Origin of the sequence: Cedecea sp. NFIX57 (assembly GCF_900177785.1) — a bacterium.
In the GTDB taxonomy this organism is placed as follows: Bacteria; Pseudomonadota; Gammaproteobacteria; order Enterobacterales; family Enterobacteriaceae; genus Cedecea; species Cedecea neteri_C.
Genome location: NZ_FXAS01000014.1, coordinates 69,567 through 88,004 on the forward strand (window position 1 = coordinate 69,567; position 18,438 = coordinate 88,004).

General features: G+C 56.6%; 16 protein-coding genes. 13 read left to right on the forward strand and 3 right to left on the reverse strand.

Going from position 1 to position 18,438, the window contains the following annotated elements:
- Positions 1 to 223 precede the first annotated feature (223 nt).
- A complete protein-coding gene (locus tag B9Y90_RS13825) occupies positions 224 to 1,420 on the reverse strand; it encodes an ROK family transcriptional regulator (RefSeq protein ID WP_085541563.1) in 1,197 nt (398 codons plus the stop codon).
- A gap of 116 nt (positions 1,421 to 1,536) precedes the next feature.
- Between B9Y90_RS13825 and B9Y90_RS13830 the strand changes: the two genes are divergently transcribed.
- The 4 genes from B9Y90_RS13830 to B9Y90_RS13845 all read left to right on the forward strand — a co-directional run bounded on the left by B9Y90_RS13830 (position 1,537) and on the right by B9Y90_RS13845 (position 8,394).
- Positions 1,537 to 4,809 (forward strand): DUF5107 domain-containing protein, encoded by a 3,273-nt coding sequence (locus tag B9Y90_RS13830; RefSeq protein WP_085541564.1) that lies wholly within the window; start codon positions 1,537 to 1,539, stop codon positions 4,807 to 4,809.
- A gap of 66 nt (positions 4,810 to 4,875) precedes the next feature.
- The gene (locus B9Y90_RS13835; RefSeq protein ID WP_085541565.1) at positions 4,876 to 6,315 is read left to right on the forward strand and encodes a sugar porter family MFS transporter; all 1,440 of its coding nucleotides are present in this window, start codon (positions 4,876 to 4,878) and stop codon (positions 6,313 to 6,315) included.
- The gene (locus tag B9Y90_RS13840; protein ID WP_085541566.1) at positions 6,315 to 7,136 is read left to right on the forward strand and encodes an aldose 1-epimerase; all 822 of its coding nucleotides are present in this window, start codon (positions 6,315 to 6,317) and stop codon (positions 7,134 to 7,136) included. Before B9Y90_RS13835 ends, B9Y90_RS13840 begins: the two co-directional genes overlap by 1 nt.
- Before the next feature lie 103 nt (positions 7,137 to 7,239).
- Complete coding sequence (locus tag B9Y90_RS13845) at positions 7,240 to 8,394, forward strand: 3-phenylpropionate MFS transporter (RefSeq protein WP_085541567.1); 1,155 nt, start codon at positions 7,240 to 7,242, stop codon at positions 8,392 to 8,394.
- Here the strand turns inward: B9Y90_RS13845 and csiE are convergent.
- Positions 8,391 to 9,671, reverse strand: coding sequence for a stationary phase inducible protein CsiE (gene csiE, locus B9Y90_RS13850; RefSeq protein WP_039296175.1), 1,281 nt, complete (start codon positions 9,669 to 9,671; stop codon positions 8,391 to 8,393). The two genes, B9Y90_RS13845 and csiE, sit on opposite strands and share 4 nt — an antisense overlap.
- Positions 9,672 to 9,795: 124 nt before the next feature.
- Here csiE and B9Y90_RS13855 point away from each other — a divergent pair, with 124 nt between their 5' ends.
- Complete coding sequence (locus B9Y90_RS13855) at positions 9,796 to 10,443, forward strand: DUF1007 family protein (protein ID WP_085541568.1); 648 nt, start codon at positions 9,796 to 9,798, stop codon at positions 10,441 to 10,443.
- Complete coding sequence (locus B9Y90_RS13860) at positions 10,434 to 11,414, forward strand: nickel/cobalt transporter (protein WP_085541569.1); 981 nt, start codon at positions 10,434 to 10,436, stop codon at positions 11,412 to 11,414. Before B9Y90_RS13855 ends, B9Y90_RS13860 begins: the two co-directional genes overlap by 10 nt.
- 101 nt (positions 11,415 to 11,515) lie before the next feature.
- Here the strand turns inward: B9Y90_RS13860 and suhB are convergent, their stop codons facing one another.
- Positions 11,516 to 12,319, reverse strand: coding sequence for an inositol-1-monophosphatase (gene suhB, locus B9Y90_RS13865; RefSeq protein WP_039296167.1), 804 nt, complete (start codon positions 12,317 to 12,319; stop codon positions 11,516 to 11,518).
- 119 nt (positions 12,320 to 12,438) lie between these two features.
- On the opposite strand from suhB, the gene trmJ reads away from it, so the two are divergent.
- From trmJ to hscA, 7 genes are all read left to right on the forward strand, one after another.
- On the forward strand, positions 12,439 to 13,176 hold the full coding sequence (gene trmJ, locus B9Y90_RS13870; protein WP_039296164.1) for a tRNA (cytosine(32)/uridine(32)-2'-O)-methyltransferase TrmJ: 738 nt from the start codon (positions 12,439 to 12,441) through the stop codon (positions 13,174 to 13,176).
- A 129-nt stretch (positions 13,177 to 13,305) separates the two neighbouring features.
- Positions 13,306 to 13,794, forward strand: coding sequence for a Fe-S cluster assembly transcriptional regulator IscR (iscR, locus tag B9Y90_RS13875; RefSeq protein ID WP_008459430.1), 489 nt, complete (start codon positions 13,306 to 13,308; stop codon positions 13,792 to 13,794).
- Positions 13,795 to 13,909: 115 nt separating this feature from the next.
- Positions 13,910 to 15,124 carry a cysteine desulfurase gene (iscS, locus tag B9Y90_RS13880; protein WP_039296161.1) on the forward strand — a complete coding sequence of 405 codons (1,215 nt, stop codon included), beginning with the start codon at positions 13,910 to 13,912 and terminating at the stop codon, positions 15,122 to 15,124.
- 42 nt (positions 15,125 to 15,166) lie between these two features.
- Positions 15,167 to 15,553: a Fe-S cluster assembly scaffold IscU gene (iscU, locus tag B9Y90_RS13885; protein WP_008459428.1), complete on the forward strand. Its 387-nt coding sequence runs from the start codon at positions 15,167 to 15,169 to the stop codon at positions 15,551 to 15,553.
- A 75-nt stretch (positions 15,554 to 15,628) separates the two neighbouring features.
- Complete coding sequence (iscA, locus tag B9Y90_RS13890) at positions 15,629 to 15,952, forward strand: iron-sulfur cluster assembly protein IscA (RefSeq protein WP_039296157.1); 324 nt, start codon at positions 15,629 to 15,631, stop codon at positions 15,950 to 15,952.
- 84 nt (positions 15,953 to 16,036) lie between these two features.
- Positions 16,037 to 16,552, forward strand: a complete 516-nt coding sequence (gene hscB, locus B9Y90_RS13895; RefSeq protein WP_085541570.1) for a co-chaperone HscB — start codon at positions 16,037 to 16,039, stop codon at positions 16,550 to 16,552.
- A gap of 35 nt (positions 16,553 to 16,587) precedes the next feature.
- The gene (hscA, locus tag B9Y90_RS13900) at positions 16,588 to 18,438 is read left to right on the forward strand and encodes a Fe-S protein assembly chaperone HscA (protein WP_085541571.1); all 1,851 of its coding nucleotides are present in this window, start codon (positions 16,588 to 16,590) and stop codon (positions 18,436 to 18,438) included.

Sequence of the window (18,438 nt, forward strand, 5' to 3'; positions counted from 1 at the left end):
AATTGTTAATCGCGGTAAATTCAGATTCTTTTTACATATAAATAGGCAATAGCGAACGAGGCTCATTGTAGGGAGCTACTTTGAGCCAGACTTTGCGCGAGGATTTATAATTCAGTAAACATAAATTACTAAGTTGTTAATTAATCAATTAGCCATAAACTGTATGTGGAATTGTTATTTTGGTTTTGAATGAAAGTAAATACAGGCGTTACTGTTACCTGAATTATTCATTACCCAGGCCGCCTTCGACATATAAATAACCTATCCCCATCACCTGCTGGGCGCGGGTGAGCTGCCCGAAGTTTATTTGCGTGGCGTGACTCTGCAGGCCATCGCCGTGGTCGAACGGATTAAAGCCAATCCGCTGTTTAATCGCGTTTAGCCAGTTTTCGCCAAACTCGCAGCTGCGGCCATAGAACCAGATCTGGTTAATATTGAGAATATTAAGGAAGTTATACAGGCTAAGCCCAATCGCATTGGCCGAATCTTCTACCCAGCGGGCAACTCTCTCATCCCCGGCATGTAATGCCTGAACCAGTTGCCGGGAAGTGAGCTTTTCCGGATCGTTCTGCTGCGCCTCAGGGTGCGTTTTGAGCCAGATACGGGCCTGTTTTTTCAGCGCGCTGAGCGAAGCCACGGTTTCCAGGCAGCCATAACGCCCGCAGTCGCAGGCCATGCCGTCCGGGTTGACGATGGTGTGGCCAATTTGCCCGCTGCCGTACAGATTGCCTCGATAGATTTGCCCGTTGATCACAAATGAAGAGCCGATGCCGTAATCCACGTTAAGCACGCAGAAATCTTCCCGATTGCCGTTGTTTTGCCACTTCTCCGCCAGGGCCAGCATCACGCAGTCGTTATCCAGCCGGACTTCGACGTTCAGTTTCTCTTCCAGCAGGTATTTAATTTCCACCGCTTCCCGCCATGGCGCCTGCGGCATGGTTTGCGACACGCCGGTTACGGGATCGACTTGCCCATGTATACCCAGTGCGAGGTTGATGGTTTTTTTCGGCCAGCTTTTTCGCTGCTGCTGCCAGACAGCTTCAATGGCCGACAGCAGCGCCTGCGGAGAAGGGGCCACAATAGCACGGCGTTCAAAATCGGCTATCGGCGAAAGCTGGGCGTTGCACAGCTGGCTTTCAATGCTGGTGGGGGTGACGTTCATACAGAGGATGTAATCCCCTTCAGGCGGGATCTGGTAGCTGCCGCTGTTCAGCCCCCGGCTGCTGAGATTTTCGCTGGAATGGCTAAGTTTGCCCTCATCGACCAGCTCCTCAAGGATGTTGCTGACGGCGGGAATGGACAGCCCGGTGTAGCGGGCAAACTGCGATTTACTCAGTTGCTTGTGCCGCCATACCAGCGTCATCAGCGTTTGTCGGTTGAGCTGGCGTACCCGCTGATTATTGAGACCTGACTCCTGCATGTTTACTAAACCTCATTAACTGTATTGCGTGAGCATTCAGCGATTAAATCATAATCAGCTACTTCAAACTGTCGGCAATCCCCCATTCACTGTTATTTGTTTACTGGAGAGTTGCTATGTACGGAGCCGTTAAAGTCTGGCAGGAAACGATCTCACTCCCGACCTGGACCACCGGAGCAGAAGATCCAAACCCGATGTTCCTGGAAAACCGTGTCTATCAGGGATCTTCCGGCGCGGTTTACCCCTATGGCGTGATCGACACCCTGACCGGTAAACGTGAGATGCGCGAGTACCAGGCGGTTTGGCTGGAAAACGATTTCATTCGCGTCATGCTGCTGCCGGAGCTGGGCGGGCGTATTCACCGCGCCTGGGACAAAGTGATGGAGCGCGACTTCGTGTACTACAACGAAGTGGTCAAACCCGCGCTGGTGGGCCTGATCGGGCCGTGGATCTCCGGCGGGATCGAATTTAACTGGCCGCAGCACCACCGTCCGACCACTTTTCTGCCAGTGGACGTGACTTTCCAGCAGCACGAAAGCGGGGCGCAAACCGTCTGGCTGGGGGAAGTGGAGCCGATGCGCGGCCTGCAGGTGATGACCGGCTTTACGCTTTATCCGCAGAAAGCGCTGATTGAAATTACCGGCAAAGTCTTTAACGGCAACGCCACGCCGCGCCACTTCCTGTGGTGGGCAAACCCGGCAGTGAAAGGCGGCGACGACCATCAGAGCGTATTCCCGCCGGACGTGACCGCGGTGTTTGACCACGGCAAACGCGACGTTTCCGCCTTCCCGATTGCCCACGGCACCTACTACAAGGTGGATTATTCCGCGGGCGTGGATATCTCGCGCTACAAAAACATCCCGGTGCCAACCTCTTACATGGCTGATAAGTCGAATTACGATTTTGTTGGCGCCTACCACCACGGTGAACAGGGCGGGCTGCTGCACATTGCCGATCACCATGTATCGCCTGGCAAAAAGCAGTGGACCTGGGGCAACTGCGACTTTGGCCTGGCCTGGGATCGCAACCTGACCGACACCAACGGCCCGTACATCGAGCTGATGACCGGTGTGTTCACCGACAACCAGCCGGACTTTACCTGGCTGGCGCCGTTTGAAGAAAAAGTGTTTGTGCAAAACTTCCTGCCTTACAGCACGCTGGGGACGCTGCAAAACGCCAGCACCGACGCGGCCATCAAGCTTGAGCGTCAGCAGGGCAGGCTGGAACTCGGCGTCTACGCCATTTCCCCGCTTGAAGCAGTGACGTTGCGTCTTGAAAGCGACGGCGTAGTCCTGTGGCAAGCGCCACTCAGCCTGAAGCCGGCGGAAGCCTGGCAGCATCAGTTGACTGACGACTGGCCGCAGCGGCTCACGCTGAGTTTGCTCAACGCGCAAGGCGAAGTGGTGCTCAGCTACCTGGAGCACATCGCGGAAGAGTTGCCTCTGCCGCAGGCGGCGCAGGCCCCGGCTAAGCCCGAAGAGATCGATAACTGCGACGAACTTTATTTCATTGGCCAGCATCTGGAGCAGTATCTGCACGCCAGCCGTTCAGCCTTCGACTACTACCGGCGTGCGCTGGACATTGATCCGCTGGACTCCCGCTGTAACGTCGCCTTGGGCACGCTCGAATTCAACCGGGGTAACTGGCAAAAAGCCAAAGAGCATGCAGACGCGGCGCTGCAGCGCGCCCATCGCCTGAACAAAAACCCTCAAAACGGCGATGCCAGCCAGCTTCTGGGCTCGGCGAAAGAGCGCCTGGGCGACTACGACGGTGCCTTTGATGCTTACTACAAGGCCAGCTGGAGCGGCAACTGCCGGGATGCGGCATTTTATGCCCTGGCCCGCCTGGCGATGCGCAAAGGAGAAGCGGCCCGTGCTTTAACTCTGGTGTCCCAAAGCCTGCAGTTCAACGCCTCTAATAATCTTGCGATGGCGCTAAAAGCGCTGGCGCTGTCTCAGCAAGGTGAAAAAGCTGAGGCGCTGGCATGGATTGAACAACAGCTTGCCGCCTGGCCGCTGAGTTATGCCCTGCACTATGCCCGCTGGGCGATCACCCAGAACGAAGATGACAAGCAAAAGCTGCGGCAGGTGACCGGCCAGCGCGGCACTAACGCCAGCGTTTTGGCCGGCTGGCTGATGAGCTTTGGGGCAGAGCATGCCGCGCGTGAATTGCTCTCCGTCCTGAATGCCCAGGAAACGATGCCGCTGCTGTGGCAGGCCTCGCTGGAATCTGACCCTCAGCGGCAACAGAGCTATCTTGCACAGGCTCGGGAGCAGTTTACCGCGCGCGTTCGCTTCCCTAACACCCTGGATGAAGTGCAAATGCTGATGCGCCTCCCGCAGGATGGTTTTGCACAGTATCTGCTGGGCTGCTTCTGGTACAGCAAACGTCGTTATGCAGAAGCGCTGACCTGCTGGGCATTCTGCGCTAAACAGATGCCGGAGTTTGCCTCCGTGCAGCGCGTGCTGGCGATTCAGGCCTGGAACAAAGAGCAGGACGTTCAGCGAGCTGAAACGCTGTTGCTGCGCGCGGTGGATCTCGAACCCGATAATGCGCGCTTCCTGTTTGAACTCGACTTCCTGCTGAAGCAAAACGGCCGCTCACCGGAGAAACGTCTTGCCCGTCTGGAGGCGAAGCGTGACGTCGCGCTAAAACGTGACGATCTCACCGCCGAGCTGCTGAGCCTTTGGAACCAGCACGGTAAGCATGACGCTGCCGCGAAAGTGTTGGCCGAGCGCAAGTTCCACCCGTGGGAGGGGGGCGAGGGCAAAGTGACGGGGCAGTACATTATCAGCCAACAGCGCCGCGCCCTGGCCTGCATAGCTACCGGCCAATACGGCCAGGCGGAGGAGTTGCTACAACAGGCGCTGAGCTACCCGGAAAACCTCGGTGAAGGCCGCCTGGTCGGGCAAACCGACAACGATATCTGGTTCCTGCTTGGGCGCTGTGTGCAGCTCCAGCAGCGTAGCGAACTGGCTAAATCCTACTTCCAGCAGGCGTTGAAAGGCGGGAGTTCCCTGGCGGCCGGGCGCTACTACAACGACCAGCCCGTAGACTACCTCTTCTATCAGGCTATGGCCCTCAAGCAGTTGGGAGAGCTTGAGGCGGCCCATCAGCAATTCAAAGCTTTTGTTGACTGGGCGCAGGCGCACCGTGACGACGGGGTTGAGGCCGATTTCTTCGCCGTTTCCCTGCCAGACCTGATTGCGCTCAACGGCGACCCGCGGAAACAACATCAGCAGCATTGCCTGTTCGTGGAAGCGCTTGGGTGGTTTGGCCTGGGGGATATCGCCGCCTTCAACCAGCGGTTGGAGGAGTTATTAACCCTTAATCCGGCTCATGACAAAGCCCATCTGCTGCGTCAGGCCCTTAGCACCGGCGTACTTTAACAATAACTGGCGGGCGACGATGAGCGCCCGCTCCCTTACCCTACAAATACAAGATGAGGATCGACCATGGAACGTGTGCAATCGCAACTACGCATGGGTTACGTCTGGACCATCTGTCTGGTGGCCGCCTGTGGCGGGCTGTTGTTTGGTTATGACTGGGTGGTTATCGGCGGGGCAAAACCGTTCTACGAAGCCTATTTTTCTATTACCGACCCGGCCGTTTCCGGGTGGGCAATGAGCTCTGCCCTGGTGGGATGTATTATTGGGGCGATACTCTCCGGCTGGTGTGCCGACAAGTTTGGCCGCAAAATTCCCCTTATTCTTGCCGCAATCATGTTTACCGCGTCTGCCTGGGGCACCGCAGTGGCAAGTAACTTCGATATGTTTGTTGTGTGGCGCATTGTCGGTGGGGTGGGGATTGGCCTCGCTTCGGCGCTTAGCCCGATGTATATCGCAGAAATCAGCCCGGCGGCACAGCGCGGGCGTTTTTTGGCGGTCAACCAGCTTACCATTGTGGTTGGGGTGCTGGCGGCGCAGCTGATTAACCTGATGATTGCCGAGCCGGTCGCCAGCCAGGCAACGATGCAGGAAATCAGCACCAGCTGGAACGGGCAGGTTGGCTGGCGCTGGATGTTTGGCTTTGAAGCCTTCCCGGCGGTGGTTTTTTTGATCCTGATGTTCTTTGTGCCGGAGTCACCTCGCTGGCTGGTGCGCGCCGGGAAAAACGAACGCGCTCACCAAATGCTGAGCCGCATCGGCAGTAAAAGCTATGCCGATGCAACGCTGAAAGATATTCAGGAAACGTTAAGCAAGGACAATCAAAAAGTGTCGTGGTCTGCCCTTTGGGCGCCGAAGGTTCGCCCGATCATTGTGATTGGTATGGTGCTGGCGGTGTTTCAGCAGTGGTGCGGGATTAACGTTATCTTCAACTATGCGCAGGAGATTTTTGCCTCCGCCGGGTTCGACATTAACAGCACGTTGAAATCAATCGTGGCGACCGGCCTGATTAACCTGGTGTTCACCCTTGCCGCGCTGCCGCTGGTGGACAAAATTGGCCGCCGCAAGTTGATGCTGTTTGGGGCCGCCGGGCTGACGATTATCTATGCGCTGATTGGTGCCGCCTATGGTCTGGGTATTCTGGGTCTGCCGGTGTTGATTCTGGTGCTGGCCGCCATAGCCACCTATGCGCTGACGCTGGCCCCGGTAACCTGGGTGCTGCTGGCGGAAATCTTCCCGAACCGCGTTCGCGGCCTGGCGATGTCGCTGGGGACATTAGCGCTGTGGGTCGCCTGCTTCCTGCTGACTTACACTTTCCCGCTGCTCAATGCAGGCCTGGGCGCATCCGGCAGCTTCCTGTTATACGGTGTTATCTGCGCCGCTGGCTTTATCTATGTGCGTCGTTTCGTGCCGGAAACCAAAGGCGTGAGTCTTGAAGCGCTGGAGCAGCAGCTGGCTGAAGGCCGCGTGAATGCTTCTCCCGTTCGGGCTGCAAAGGCGCTACGCTGATGGACGCTCTGCACCTGCAAAATGCTTTTCTTAGTTTGGCTGTTGCCCCGCAAGGGGCCTCAGTTCTCAGCTTTGAATCTCTCAGCCACGGGAAACCGATTTTTCATCCGGCCAACCCGGCGCTGTTTCCGATGCTGCCGCTGGCTAATCGGGTGGCGGGGAACGCTTTTCATTTGTACGGCGAGCGAATCCTGTTGCCAGACAGCCCCGTCGATGAGTACTTTTTCCTGCACGGGGATGGCTGGCAGAAGCGCTGGCACATTGAGCGGCACGAAGCTGAGTCTGTCACCTTGAGTCTGCGCAGCCAGCACCCCTGTGGTTTTCACTATCTGGCACAGCTGACTTATCGCCTGGCGGGCAACCGGCTGTTAACCCGGCTTGAACTCACGCACACTGGCGAGAAACCGATGATTTACGGGCTGGGTTTACATCCCTGGTTTGCGCTGGAGCCAGACAGCCGGGTGCAGTTTTCCGCCAGCGGCTACTGGCCTGAGGGCGAGCAGCACTTGCCTTTGGCCTGGGAAGGGACGTTCAGCCCGCAAACGGATTTTTCACGCGCTAAAACGCTGGAGAACAAGTGGCTAAACGTAGGGTATTCCGGCTGGAGCGGCAGGGCGGTTATTACGCATTCGGATATGAGCGTTTGTTTGCGTAGCCCGGCACTCTGTCTGATGGTGTTTCGCATGGAGAACCAGCCGTTTATCTGCCTTGAGCCGCAAACGCATCCGGTCAACGCGCATAACATGGCGGGAATGCCGGGGCTGGTTATGCTGGAGAGGGGCCAGATTACGCATCTGGAGATGGAGATTGAGGTGAGCTGACGTGCAATAGCCATTATTTTGATGTGTGTTATTACGCTGTTAATGTTTGCTTGCATGCCAGCCGGCTATCCCCGACACTATCGCCTCCAAAACGGGAGGGATCATGGTTTTGCATTCCACGCGCTGGCTGGCGCTCAGTTACTTTACCTACTTCTTTAGCTATGGCGTGTTTTTGCCGTTCTGGAGCGTCTGGCTCAAAGGCGTCGGGCTTCCCCCGGAAACCATCGGATTGCTGTTAGGCTCAGGACTGATAGCCCGTTTTCTCGGCAGTTTATTATTAGCCCCCCGCGTGACCGATCCTTCCCGCCTTGTTTTTGCCTTACGTCTCTTAGCCCTTGCCACCTTAATTTTTGCCGCCGGTTTCTGGCTGGGCCATGCTGCGCTCTGGCTGTTGCTGACGATGGTGGGCTTTAACCTGTTCTTCTCGCCGCTGGTGCCGCTGACCGATGCGCTGGCGGGTACCTGGCAGCGGCAAATGCCGCTGGATTATGGCCGGGTAAGGCTTTGGGGATCGCTGGCGTTTGTTATCGGCTCAGCTATTACCGGCAAGCTGGTGAGCGAGTTCAGCTATCAGGCTATTCTGGTCCTGCTGACCGTTGGCGCGGCGTCGATGCTGATTGGCATGATGCTGCGGCCTTCTATTATGCCGCAGGGCGAAACCCGGCATCAGGCTTCGGCGGGCTGGCCCGCCTGGAAAGGGCTGATTATCAGCGCCTGGCGTTTTCTGGCCTGTGTGTCTCTGCTGCAGGGCGCACACGCGGCTTATTACGGCTTTAGCGCGATTTACTGGCAGGGAGCAGGTTATTCCGCATCCGTTGTGGGCTATTTATGGTCGCTGGGCGTGGTGGCGGAAATCGTTATCTTTGCCCTCAGCAACAAATTGTTCCGCCGCTGGAGCGCCAGGGATTTGCTGCTGCTGTCCACCGTGACCGGCATTATTCGCTGGAGCCTGATGGCAAGCACTACCGAACTTCCGTGGCTGATTGTGGCGCAGATCCTGCACTGCGGCAGCTTCACGGTTTGCCACCTGGCGGCGATGCGCTATATCTCTGCCCGCAAAGGCGGGGAGGTGATCCGCCTGCAGGCCGTTTACTCCGCTGTGGCAATGGGCGGCGGTATCGCCGTGATGACGATTTTCTCCGGCTTCCTCTATCAGCATTTACAGGGCGGAATGTTCTGGGTCATGGCATTGGTCGCGGCCCCGGCGCTGTTCCTGCGGCCAAAAATTGCCGCAGTCAGCCCGGTTGCGGAAAACTAAGCTTCGAGTAGCGCTTTGATACGCTGCTGCTGGTGCTCTCCCAGCGGCAGCGTGGCGTGAATGAGCGGGGGTGAAAACAGCGGCAGAGAGGTCGCGTAGGGCGTAATGACCAGCACCACTTCACGCGGCGCGCCCTGGCTTTGGAACTGCTGCACCGCCAGGTGCTTAATGTTGAGCGGCAGCAGTGTCAGCTCGCGCAGCTGTTGCTCAATGTTCTGTTCCAGCTCCCGATCGTCGGCGGTCAGCAGTAACACCTGTTTTTCCTGAATGTCACTTTCCTGCATCAGCCAGGCACCAAAGATCACCGCGACCAGGCCCCTTTCCGCGTCGGAAAACTGAATCCCGTAATGCTGTTCAAAATCCGCAAGCACTTCTCGTGAGGTTCGCATCAGCCTCGGATAGAGACGAGTGATCTCTTCGGGCAGGCTGTGGTCAATGCCGATATTAAAGTGGCAGCGGTTCAGCGCCTGGGCGAGGTGGATATAAAGCTGATCGCTAAGCCCCTGTTCATCGCTAAAAGAAAGCCCGGCTTGACGGCGAAAGCGCTCAATCATCCGCGCGATTTCATTGTGTAAGCGGGCATCCTGCTCGTGTTCGTCATTAATCGGATCGGGGATCCTGAGCAGTTGAAAGAGCAGGGCCAGGAAATGCTGTTCATCGACATCTGCGGGCTGCATGACGCGGCGCTTCCAGTGGCGGGCAATTTCCTGGGCGACAACAAACTCAGGCCGCATCTGGCTCCATTCGCGCTGCTGCGGCGTAAGCACTGGCGCATTGCCGGAGTGATGCTGGTGCAGGCAATACTGCAGAAAGAGCGTCAGGAACTGGCTGTCCCGGCTGTCGTACTGTCTTTTTAAACGGCGGCCACACAGATTAACCAGCGCACGTAAGTTGGTTTCATCATACAGCGCTTTGATAAGCCCCAACTGGCTTAGCTGCGATTTCAGCGCCGGGCTAAAGTGGTGTTGCACAAACTGCGGGCAAAGGCGCAGCGAGCGTCGCAGCCAGTGCAGCAGGCACAGGCGGCGATCAAGGACTGTGCCTTCAATCCGGTAGCTGCCGTCCTGCTGCTGAGTCAGGGAGAGACGGTGATAACTCTGGATCTCATGGCCCGTGTCGGCTATATCTTGCAGGGTTTGCCTCTGGTCCACGCCGTTGAAGGTGGCAATCACCTCCGGCGTGACGATTTGCTCCGGGAGATAAAGCATCAGAAGCAGGTGACAGCGGCGCTGCGAACTGGATAGCACAGAGGGTGGCGGCGTCAGTAAAGTCATCATCTGGCTGTCCCAATGTGGTGTCAGAAGTTAAGAATAGCTAAAGGTTTCGGCCAATATATTGCCCTTTTTAGTTTTTCATCACGGAATTACGGCTGGCTCACAGAATTTAAATCTTGAGGGAAGCATGAGCGACAAAAGAATCAGCCTGAAAGGAGTAGCCATACTGCTGGCAGGGCTTTCAGCAGCAAGCGTGCAGGCGCATCCCCACAGTTTTATCTCCATTGTCACCACGCCGGTGGTGGATCAGGGGCAACTGACGGGGCTGAAAATGCAGTGGACGATGGACGATATTACTTCAGCAGATCTGTTGTATGACGCCGGTGACGCGAAGCCAGGGTCTACCGTATGGAAGAAGCTGGCGGCGGAGGTGATGGCTAACGTGCTGGGTCAGCACTACTTTACCGAGTTCTGGCATAACAAAGAGAAGGTGAAGTTTGGCAATTTGCCGCCGGAATATGGCCTGAGCCGCAGCAATCATCAGGCGGTGCTGACGTTTGTTCTGCCGCTGGCGCATCCGCAGCCGCTCAAGGGGCAGACTTACCGTTTCTCGACCTTCGATCCGACCTATTTTGTCGACATGAGTTATGACCACGATGGGGACGTGCATCTGCCGCAGGATTTGGCCTCAAGCTGTAAAGTTTCCGTACACACGCCAAAGCCCAGCGAGGAGACGCTGCTGTTCGCGCAGTCGCTGGATAAAGCTGACGCTCCGCCGGAGGACATGGACTTAGGGAAGCAGTTTGCTCAGGAGGTGACGCTGGCATGTCAATAATCACCGCTTCTTCTCCCGTTCGCCGCTGGGGCCATCTGTGGCCGCTGGCGCTGTTTATCCTGCTTGCCGCCGCCGGGCTTTATGCCTTGTGGGTTTACTGGCCGCAAATCCTGCTTAGCTCCGCCGTGTGGCAGCGTTCAATCAATCAGGAACTCAGCGGGCTGCTGCGCCAGGTGGCGGATAACCCCGCTCGCGCAGGTTTATCGCTGCTCTCTTTCAGCTTTGTTTATGGCGTGCTCCATGCGTTGGGGCCGGGGCACGGCAAAATCGTCATCAGCACCTGGCTTGCGACCCATCCCTCAAAAATTAAAAGCAGTCTCGGTTTGACCTTTGCCGCCTCTTTATTGCAGGGACTGGTGGCTATTGCGCTGGTAGTCGTGGTGCTGGGCGTCCTGGCTTTGCCCTCGCGCCAGCTTCATCTCAGCAGTTATTGGATGGAGAAGGGCAGCTACCTGCTTGTCGGGTGCCTGGGCCTTTTGCTGAGCTGGCGGGCACTGGGGCGTTTACGGGTTCAACTGCGGCGCAAACCTAAATTCACCTCGTTTACGCCGCATCATGTACATGATGCTCACTGCGGCTGCGGGCATCAGCACGTCCCGGACGAAAAACAGCTGGCAGCGGGAAGCGACTGGCGAGCCAGGCTAATGATTGTTCTGTCTATGGGCATGCGCCCTTGTTCTGGCGCGATTATGGTACTGCTCTTCAGCAAGGTGATTGGCGTCTTTAGCTGGGGCGTGCTGTCTGCGCTGGCGATGGCGGCGGGCACCTCAATCACCATTTCCGGCCTGGCGCTGCTGGTACATAGCTTTAGAGCGCTGGCGGTTCGCTTAAGCGGGAATCGGGCCCCGGCACTGTGGCGGCAGGTTGGCTGGTCAACGCTTGCGCTGGCGGGGGGAATTATTCTGGTCGTGGCCGCGCTGATTATGTGGCTAAGCGCGCAGCCGATGGCGAGAGGTATTCGGCCTTTCTGAACGGACAGCTAAATGCGGACATAAAAAAATCCCCTCGCCGTAAAGCTGAGGGGATTTTTGTTTTTGCCTCTTCTTTATTAAAGAAGGTCAGGCAAAAAAGCTTAGCGCTTCAGCGCTTCGCTCAATTCATCACGCATGGTTGCCAGCATGGCTTTCACAACGCGTGGGTTACCGGCGACGATGTTCCCGGTCGTCAGGTAGTTATGGCCGCCGGTGAAATCACACACGATGCTGCCGGATTCACGCGCCAGCAGTTCACCTGCGGCGAAATCCCATGGCTTCAGGCCAATCTCGAAGAAACCGTCCACGCGGCCAGCGGCAACGTAGGCCAGGTCCAGCGCAGCGGAACCGGTGCGGCGGAAGTCTGCACACTGGGTGAACAGTTTGCCAACGATGTTGATATAAGGGGTCGCGTGCTGCTTCACTTTGAACGGGAAGCCGGTCGCCAGAACGGTGCCGTCCAGGTCGCGAGCGTTGCTGCCGCGCAGGCGGTAGCCGTTAAGCTGGGCGCCCTGGCCGCGAACGGCGCTGAACAGTTCGTTACGCATTGGATCGTAAACTACCGCGACTTCGGTGCGGCCTTTGATACGAACAGCGATGGAAACGGAGAAATGCGGCAGACGTTTGATGAAGTTGGTGGTGCCATCCAGCGGATCGATAACCCATTGCACATCCTGATCTTCCCCAGCCAGTTCACCGGACTCTTCGGTGATGATGGTGTGTTTTGGGTAAGATTTACGAATCACTTCGATAATCAGACGTTCGGCGTCTTTATCGACGTTGGTCACGAAGTCATTGCTGCCTTTCTGGCTAGCTTCTACCGCGTCTGGAGTTTCGTAATTCTTGGCAATTAAATTACCCGCCTTGCGTGCAGCACGCACGGCGATGTTGAGCATCGGATGCATCGGTCTCTCTCGCTGGATGTTAAAGAACGGAAAACGCGGCGGAGTATAGCAGAGCGTTCGGAATATGTCTCAGGGATATGATAAGATATTGCGATATTCTTCCCAGGCTATGAATGATAATGCTGCAAAACGTACGAATCGTGCTGGTCGAAACTTCGCATACCGGCAACATGGGCTCCGTGGCTCGTGCTATGAAAACCATGGGTTTAACTAACCTTTGGCTGGTCAATCCACTGGTCAAACCGGACTCCCAGGCCATCGCCCTGGCGGCGGGTGCCAGCGATGTTATCGGTGATGCCCACATCGTCGATACGCTTGATGAAGCGCTGGCGGGATGCAGCCTGGTGGTTGGCACCAGCGCGCGTTCCCGGACTCTGCCGTGGCCGATGCTTGACCCGCGTGAATGCGGTCTAAAAAGCATCAGCGAAGCGCAGCATGCGCCGGTGGCGATTGTGTTTGGTCGCGAGCGCGTGGGCCTGACCAACGAAGAGCTGCAGAAGTGCCATTATCACGTTGCTATCCAGGCTAACCCGGAATACAGCTCCCTTAACCTCGCCATGGCGGTGCAGATCCTCGCCTATGAAGTGCGCATTGCCTGGCTCGCCACGCAAGAGCAGCCGGAAGCACCTAAAGAAGAGGAAGACGCGCCTTACCCTCTGGTCGATGACTTAGAGCGTTTCTATGTGCACCTCGAAAAAGCGCTGCAGGAAAGCGGCTTTATTCGCCCAACCCATCCAGGTCAGGTGATGAATCGCCTGCGCCGTCTGTTTACTCGCGCACGCCCGGAAAGTCAGGAATTAAACATCCTGCGCGGTATGCTGGCATCGCTGGAAAACCCGAAAAAATCGGGCCAATAATACTTGAGTAAAATGGTAGGTTAAATAGTTGACCATTTTACTCAGGAATGTCAGACTTGCGTCCTGCTATGTGACAATCACACTTTTAAAAACCCCCGGCTCGAGGGGCTATTTGAGGTTAAGTAAGACATGAGACTGACATCAAAAGGGCGCTATGCCGTAACCGCGATGCTTGACGTTGCGCTGAACTCTGAATCGGGCCCGGTTCCGTTGGCTGATATTTCTGAACGTCAGGGGATTTCACTCTCCTACCTGGAGCAGCTGTTCTCCCGCCTGCGTAAAAATGGCCTGGTGGCCAGCGTACGCGGTCCTGGCGGCGGTTATCTGTTAGGTAAAGACGCGAGCAGCATTGCCGTGGGCGAAGTGATCAGCGCCGTTGATGAGTCCGTAGACGCCACCCGTTGCCAGGGTAAAGGTGGCTGCCAGGGCGGCGATAAGTGCCTGACTCACGCGCTGTGGCGCGACCTGAGCGATCGCCTGACCGGCTTCCTGAACAACATCACCCTGGGTGAACTGGTTAACAACCAGGAAGTGCTGGACGTGTCCGACCGTCAACATAGTGAAAATCATCGCAGCACCCGTTCTCAGGACGCTATTGACGTCAAACTGCGCGCATAAGCAGAAGAACAAGAATTTTAGAATCAGGTTCGGGGAGCGGTGCTCCCTGTCTATAACGGCAACATATTTTAAGCCTGATTCTTCGCATTGAAGTGATGTACGGAGCTTAAGAGCAATGAAATTACCGATTTACCTCGACTACTCCGCAACCACGCCGGTAGATCCGCGTGTTGCTGAGAAGATGATGCAGTTTTTAACGATGGACGGCACCTTCGGTAACCCGGCCTCTCGTTCCCACCGTTTTGGCTGGCAGGCTGAAGAAGCTGTTGATATTGCCCGTAACCAAATCGCTGAACTGGTTGGCGCGGACCCGCGTGAAATCGTCTTCACCTCCGGTGCGACCGAGTCAGACAACCTGGCCATCAAAGGTGCGGCTAACTTCTATCAGAAGAAAGGCAAGCACATCATCACCGCCAAAACCGAACACAAAGCCGTGCTGGACACCTGTCGCCAGCTGGAGCGTGAAGGGTTTGAAGTGACTTACCTGGCGCCACAGAGCAACGGTATCGTTGACCTGAAGCAGCTGGAAGCCGCTATGCGTGAAGACACTATTCTGGTGTCCATCATGCACGTGAACAACGAAATCGGCGTGGTGCAGGATATCGCGGCTATCGGCGAAATGTGCCGTTCCCGTGGCATTATCTTCCACGTTGATGCTACCCAGAGCGTGGGCAAACTGCCTATCGACCTGAGCCAGCTGAAAGTTGACCTGATGTCCTTCTCTGGCCACAAAATTTACGGGCCGAAAGGTATCGGTGCACTTTACGTGCGTCGCAAACCGCGTATCCGTATCGAAGCTCAGGTTCACGGTGGTGGTCACGAGCGCGGCATGCGTTCCGGTACTCTGCCTGTGCACCAGATCGTCGGCATGGGCGAAGCTTACCGTATCGCAAAAGAAGAGATGGAGACCGAAATGGCCCGTCTGCGCACGCTGCGTAACCGTCTGTGGAACGGCGTGAAAGATATGGAAGAAGTTTACCTGAACGGTGACCTGGAGCACGGCGCGCCAAACATCCTCAACGTCAGCTTTAACTATGTTGAAGGCGAGTCGCTGATCATGGCGCTGAAAGACCTCGCGGTCTCTTCAGGCTCAGCCTGTACTTCCGCTAGCCTCGAGCCATCCTACGTGCTGCGCGCGCTGGGCATGAGCGATGAACTGGCACACAGCTCTATCCGTTTCTCTCTGGGTCGTTTTACCACTGAAGAAGAGATCGATTACACCATCGAGCTGGTACGTAAATCCATTGGCCGTCTGCGCGACCTTTCTCCGCTGTGGGAAATGTTCAAACAGGGCGTGGATCTTAATTCCATCGAATGGGCTCATCACTGATCGTTCGTCAGGACGTCGATTTCAGATTCTGGAGAAGTAAAAATGGCTTACAGCGAAAAAGTAATTGATCACTACGAAAACCCACGCAACGTTGGCTCTTTCGACAACAGCGACGACAGCGTAGGTTCCGGCATGGTGGGTGCACCGGCCTGTGGCGACGTGATGAAGTTGCAGATCAAAGTCAACAATGACGGTATCATTGAAGACGCGCGTTTCAAAACCTACGGCTGCGGCTCGGCGATTGCCTCCAGCTCGCTGGTAACCGAGTGGGTGAAGGGCAAGTCCCTGGACGAAGCGCAGGCGATCAAAAACACCGATATCGCAGACGAACTCGAACTGCCGCCGGTGAAAATTCACTGCTCAATCCTGGCTGAAGACGCTATTAAAGCGGCTATCGCGGATTACAAAAGCAAACGTGAAACAAAATAACTCTAACTAATTCGAGCTTGCTGCCCGGCAGCGGCTCGAAGTATGACGAGTTAAATATCTGATTGAGGTTGTTGTATGTCGATTACCCTTAGCGACAGCGCCGCTGCCCGTGTAAGTGCCTTCCTGACTAACCGCGGTAAAGGGTTTGGTCTGCGTCTGGGCGTGCGCACATCAGGCTGCTCTGGGATGGCTTATGTTCTCGAATTTGTTGATGAACCGATGGCGGATGACACCGTGTTCGAAGACAAAGGCGTGAAGGTGGTTGTCGATGGTAAAAGCCTGCAATTCTTAAACGGGACCGAGCTCGACTTCGTCAAAGAAGGCCTTAACGAAGGGTTTAAGTTCACTAACCCGAACGTGAAGGATGAGTGTGGCTGCGGCGAAAGCTTCCACGTCTGATCCCGCGCAATTCCCCACTGGCTCTGGTCCGTGGGGATTTTGCTTTACCACACAGCACTTACCTGACCTGAACCCGAGTCTGTTATGGATTATTTTACCCTGTTTGGGCTGACGCCAGGCTACACCCTGAACACCGAGCAACTGGCCAGCCGTTACCAGGAGCTGCAGCGCCAGTTCCATCCGGACAAATACGCCAGTCGCCCTCAGGCAGAACAGCTTCTGGCCGTGAGCCAGTCCGCCACCATCAACCAGGCCTGGCAGACGCTGCGTCACCCGCTTGCCCGCGCCGAATATATCCTGTCCCTGAACGGTTTCGACCTTGCTAATGAACAGCACACTGTGCGCGACACCGCGTTCCTGATGGAACAGCTGGCGCTGCGCGAAGAGCTGGACGATATCGAGCAGGCGAAAGACAGCGACAAGCTTGAAAGCTTTGCCTCGCGCGTAAAAACGATGGTGAAAAACCGCAGCGCGCAGATGGTAAAGCAGCTGGATGACCAGCAGTGGGAACAGGCGGCGGACACCGTGCGCAAGCTGCGTTTCCTCGACAAATTACAGAGCCAAATTGAACAACTAGAAGAAAAGCTGCTCGACTTTTAACGCCTGAACTCAGGCCCGATTTTTGGAAGCGATACATGGCCTTATTACAAATTAGTGAGCCTGGCATGATGGCTGCACCGCACCAGCGCAGGCTGGCCGCGGGCATCGACCTTGGTACCACCAACTCACTGGTGGCTACCGTTCGCAGCGGCCAGGCCGAAACCCTTGCCGACCATGAAGGCCGTCACCTGCTGCCTTCCGTGGTGCATTATCGGCAGCAAGAGCATATCGTTGGTTTTGATGCTCGTGCGCTTGCCGTGCAGGATCCCGCGAATACCATTAGCTCGGTAAAACGCATGATGGGCCGCTCTCTGGCGGACATCCAGACCCGTTATCCTCATCTCCCGTATCGCCTGCAGGCCAGTGAAAACGGCCTGCCGATGATTGACACGCCTGCCGGTTTGCTTAACCCGGTGCGTATCTCTGCCGACATCCTGAAAACGCTCTCCGCGCGAGCCAGCGAAACCCTGGAAGGGGAACTGGATGGCGTGGTGATCACGGTGCCAGCCTATTTTGACGATGCGCAGCGCCAGGGCACCAAAGACGCTGCCCGCCTCGCCGGGCTGCACGTTCTTCGTTTGCTGAACGAACCTACTGCCGCGGCGATTGCCTACGGCCTGGATTCCGGCAAAGAAGGCGTAATTGCCGTGTACGATTTGGGCGGTGGGACGTTTGATATCTCCATCTTGTGCCTGAGCCGCGGTGTGTTTGAAGTGCTGGCCACCGGCGGTGATTCCGCGCTGGGCGGCGATGATTTCGACCATCTGCTGGCCGACTGGCTGCGAGAGCAGGCCGGGATTGCCGACCGTAGCGACGACCGCGTGCAGCGCCAGCTTCTGGACGCCGCCATCGCCGCCAAAATCGCGCTCAGCGATGCTGCCACCGCCAGTGTAGAAGTGGCAGGCTGGCAGGGCGAAGTCACCCGTGAGCAATTCAACGAGCTTATCTCTTCTCTGGTTAAACGGACGCTGCTGTCCTGCCGTCGTGCGTTAAAAGACGCGGGCGTGGAAGCAGAAGACGTGCTGGAAGTGGTGATGGTCGGCGGCTCAACCCGCGTACCGTTGGTGCGCGAGCGTGTAGGCGAGTTCTTTGGCCGCACGCCGTTGACCTCTATCGACCCGGATAAAGTTGTTGCCATCGGCGCGGCCATTCAGGCTGACATTCTGGTGGGCAATAAGCCAGACAGCGAAATGCTGCTGCTGGACGTGATTCCGCTGTCCCTAGGTCTGGAAACGATGGGCGGTCTGGTCGAGAAGGTTATCCCGCGTAACACTACCATCCCGGTGGCCCGCGCGCAGGAATTCACCACCTTCAAAGACGGCCAGACAGCGATGGCTATCCACGTGCTGCAGGGCGAGCGTGAACTCGTTCAGGACTGCCGTTCTCTGGCGCGCTTTACGCTGCGCGGGATCCCGGCAATGTCCGCGGGCGGAGCACACATTCGCGTCACCTTCCAGGTAGACGCCGATGGCCTGCTGAGCGTGACGGCGATGGAAAAATCCACCGGGGTTGAATCTTCAATCCAGGTGAAACCGTCTTATGGCCTGAGCGATGGCGAAATTGCCAGTATGATTCAGGACTCCATGAGTTACGCCGAGCATGACGTGCAGGCACGCATGCTGGCCGAGCAAAAAGTCGAAGCTGCCCGTGTGCTGGAGAGTTTGACCAGCGCGTTGACGGCGGATGCCGCGCTGCTAAGCGCCGCAGAGCGTGCCGACATTGATGCCGCGATGGCCGCGTTAAGCGCTGCCGCCGCAGGCGAAGATGCCGACGCTATTCAAAATGAAATCAAAAACGTAGACAAGCAAACCCAGGAATTCGCTGCACGTCGTATGGATCAGTCGATCCGTAAAGCGCTGACCGGCCATTCCGTGGACGAGGTTTAA